The organism is Corallococcus sp. CA047B, assembly GCF_003612065.1.
In the GTDB taxonomy this organism is placed as follows: domain Bacteria; phylum Myxococcota; class Myxococcia; order Myxococcales; family Myxococcaceae; genus Corallococcus; species Corallococcus praedator.
Genome location: NZ_RAWD01000543.1, coordinates 1 through 3,364 on the forward strand (window position 1 = coordinate 1; position 3,364 = coordinate 3,364).

The 3,364-nt window shown below is 69.3% G+C and carries 2 protein-coding genes; one reads left to right on the top strand and one right to left on the bottom strand.

What is annotated here, in order from left to right; genetic code table 11:
* Positions 1-131: 131 nt before the first annotated feature.
* Positions 132-2,087 (top strand): hypothetical protein, encoded by a 1,956-nt coding sequence (locus D7X74_RS40650; protein ID WP_120538290.1) that lies wholly within the window; start codon positions 132-134, stop codon positions 2,085-2,087.
* A gap of 13 nt (positions 2,088-2,100) precedes the next feature.
* On the opposite strand, the gene D7X74_RS40655 is transcribed toward D7X74_RS40650, so the two are convergent.
* On the bottom strand, positions 2,101-3,364 hold a 1,264-nt coding region (locus D7X74_RS40655), incomplete at its 5' end, for a YdiU family protein (protein WP_120538291.1).

A 3,364-nucleotide genomic window follows, 5' to 3' on the forward strand; every position in this document is an offset into this window, starting at 1 on the left:
TGCGTCGGACCGTGGCTCCACTCGCGCACGTCTTGGCCTGGAGTCGCTGGCGACGCCACCACCAAGCCGTCGCCATGCAGTGCCACTACCGGGCACGCCGAGCGCGGTTCAAACTGCAGCTGTAGGACTACGTGCTCTCCGTCGAGTACCCGGACGACGTGCCGCGCACCGTCATCATCTCCAACAACGGCGCGGAGTACACACGCGCCTTCCACACGGGCAACACCGTGGGTGACGCGCTCCAGCCGCCCTACGTCAATCCCAACCCCGAATCGCTGGAGCTGCCGCAGACGGGTGAATTCCAGACGTGGCAGACGCTGTTTCACTTGCACGACCGCTACCCCGGCATCCAGCGCCCCCGGGGCACCGAACATCCGCGCGACCTGACGCCCTCCCAGGGCTTCTGGGTCACCGTCGCGCACTTCCGCCCGGAGGACGCGCCCCTGTCCCGGGGCGCCGCCGTCGCGAGGATCCGCCTCTACGAAGCCCCGGCCGCGCCGGCCTACTACGCCCCCGTCACCCTGCCCCCCACGGGCCTGCCCAAGCGCCACCTCTTCGTCCGCGAGGAGATGTCCGACGGGGTCATCAACCAGGACCCGGGCCCGTTCCTCGGCGTGACGAACCGGGTGGACTGGTACGAGTACAAGGCCCGGCTGCTGAAGTTCCTGGGGATGAACACCTTCTCCAATGACCTGCTGGAGTTCGGCCACAACCAGGGCTGGGACTCGGGCCCCTATGGTGGCAACACCTGGGTGTATCAGAGCCGCTACCCGTCCCTCTGGGCCGACACGCTCACCATGCTGGGCCGGTACGACCTGGAGGTCCTGCCCTACTACGAGTACTCCGGCAGCCGTGGCGGCAACAGCCTAGGCTACCAGCGGCGCGCGAAGCCCCTCACGCGCACCGACGACGCCTATACCCATATCAGCTGGACCGAGGACGCCCGCGCCGACCTCACCGACCCGGACACGCTGACGGACTTCAAGAAGATGCTGGACCTCACGGTCATCCAGCACACGGCGAAGAAGAAGTTCGTCGGCGTGTGGCTGCGGCCCCGCTCCAGCGCGCTGCCCATCGGCTTCGCGGACGCGACGCTCGCGCGCTTCGCCTCCGAGGCGAACGGCGGCGTCACCATCACCCGGCCGCAGCTCCAGGCGGACAGCGCGCTGCTCCAGCGCTACTACGAATGGTGGCTGATCAAGCGCCGTGCCTTCATCGACAGCGTGACGGATTATCTGCGCTCCCAGGGCGTGGGCAGCGACGCCGTGACGCTCTACACCTCCGACGCCACCGAGGCCGGCCGCTCCCACCCCTCCACCGGCGGCGCCATGGTCGCGGAGAACCCCGCGCCCTGGCTCTCCCTGGGCAGGAGCGTGATGGCCCTGGACCAGGCCCTGAGCGAGAACCGCCAGCTCAACGCCCTCCTCTCGCCGCTCAGCACCTGGGGCGGCTGGGAATGGCAGCACGCCGACCCCTGGAGCGATCCCCAGCACTACACGTCCGACAGCAAGGGCGCGCTCACGTACACCTTCAACCACGCCTACACCGTGGGCCGGCCGGATGCGCTCAATGCCTTTCGGAGCGGCGCGGGCCTGGCGATGGTGCGGCACTTCGCGCTCAACGAGGACACGATGACGGAGGGCGCCACCCCGCTGCTCGGCTACTTCGTCACCGACGTGGAGCACGCCGGGCCATACTCGAAGCTCGGCGAGGCTCGGGCCGTGGCGAATGGTGACCCGCGCTTCCTGGGCTCCCTGTCGAGCGCGAGCTTCAACCAGAGCTTCCCGGAGTACGCGCGCGCCTTCAACCAGGCGTTCCTGTCGCTTCCGGCGCTGCCTGGCCAGCTCGTGCCGAACGCCGCGTCCAACCCCGCCGTGGTGGTGCGCGCCATCAACGCGGCTTCGCAGGGCACCTGGCTCGCGGTCGTGAACACGGGCGTGCGGCAGGTGGACGATGTCGTCATCACCCTGCCCGTCGCGGGCACCGTGAGGGACGCGGTGACGGGCGCGACGGTGCCGACGGTCAACGGCGGGCTGACCCTGTCCATGTATCCCGCGCAGCTGCGGTCCTTCCGCATCACCCCCTAGTCACCGGGGAGCGTCAGGAGCTGCACGAGAGCGCGGAGCAGCCGGGCTTCGAACGCGCCCAGTCAGGCCGCCGGGCCGCGTAGGATTCGCGGCCCGGTTGTTCGTCGAAGGGGTGTCGCATCACGTCCAGCAGCAGGTGCACCTTCGAGTCGTCGCCCGCGTGCGCCGCGTCGATGGCTTCCTGCGCCAGGTAGTTGCGCAGCACGTACTTCGGGTTCACCGCGTCCATCCGGCGCGCCAGCTCCACGGGGTCCGCGCCCTCACGCCGCGTGCGCTGCCACCACGCCGTGAGCCATTGGAGGCCCCGGGCCAGGTGGGGCTCCGACACGGGTTTGTAGAAGGCCTCGCGCAGCACGTCCGGGAACACGGTGGGCGCCGTGGGAGAAAACACCACGCGGGACAGGCCCCGGAAGAAGAGGGTCAGGTCCGTCTCCTCCTCGGCCAGCCACGCCAGACACGCGTTCACCCGTTCAACGTCCGCGTCATCCTCCAAGGTGGAAAGGCCCAGCTTCGCCGCGTACCGCGCCAGCATCTGCGCGTTCAGCGCGCGCTGGTATTCGAGCAGCCCCGCCTGGAGCAGGCCCTCGTCACCGTCGAAGAGCGGCATCAGCGCGACGCCCAGCCGCTCGATGTTCCACATCCCGATGGCGGGCTGGTTGCCGAAGCGATAGCGGCCGTTTTCGGCGTCGGTGGTGTTGGGCGTCCAGTCAGGGTTGAAGTCATCCACCCAGCCATAGGGGCCGTAGTCGATGGTGAGCCCGAGGATGGACATGTTGTCGGTGTTCATCACGCCGTGCACGAAGCCCACCGCCTGCCAGTGCGCGATGAGCTTCGCGGTGCGGCGCGCCACCTCCTGGAAGAAGGCGGCGTAGGTGTCCCTGGACGGCGCGCCCAGCTCCGGAAAGAACTGCGTCAGCGTGTAGTCCGCCAGTTGCTTGAGCAGCGCCACGTCCCCTCGGCTCGTGCACAGCTCGAAGTTGCCGAAGCGCAGGAAGCTGGGGGCGACGCGGCAGACGATGGCGCCGGGCTCCTCCTGGGGGTGCCCGTCATAGAACATGTCCCGGACGACCGCGTCCCCCGTGGCGACGAGCGACAGCGCGCGGGTGGTGGGCACGCCCAGGTGGTGCATGGCCTCGCTGCACAGGAACTCGCGGATGGAGGAGCGCAGCACCGCGCGCCCATCCGCCCGGCGCGAGTACGGCGTCCGGCCCGCCCCCTTGAGCTGCAATTCGTAGTGCGTCCCATCGGGAGCGCGCAGCTCCCCCAGCCCGATGGCC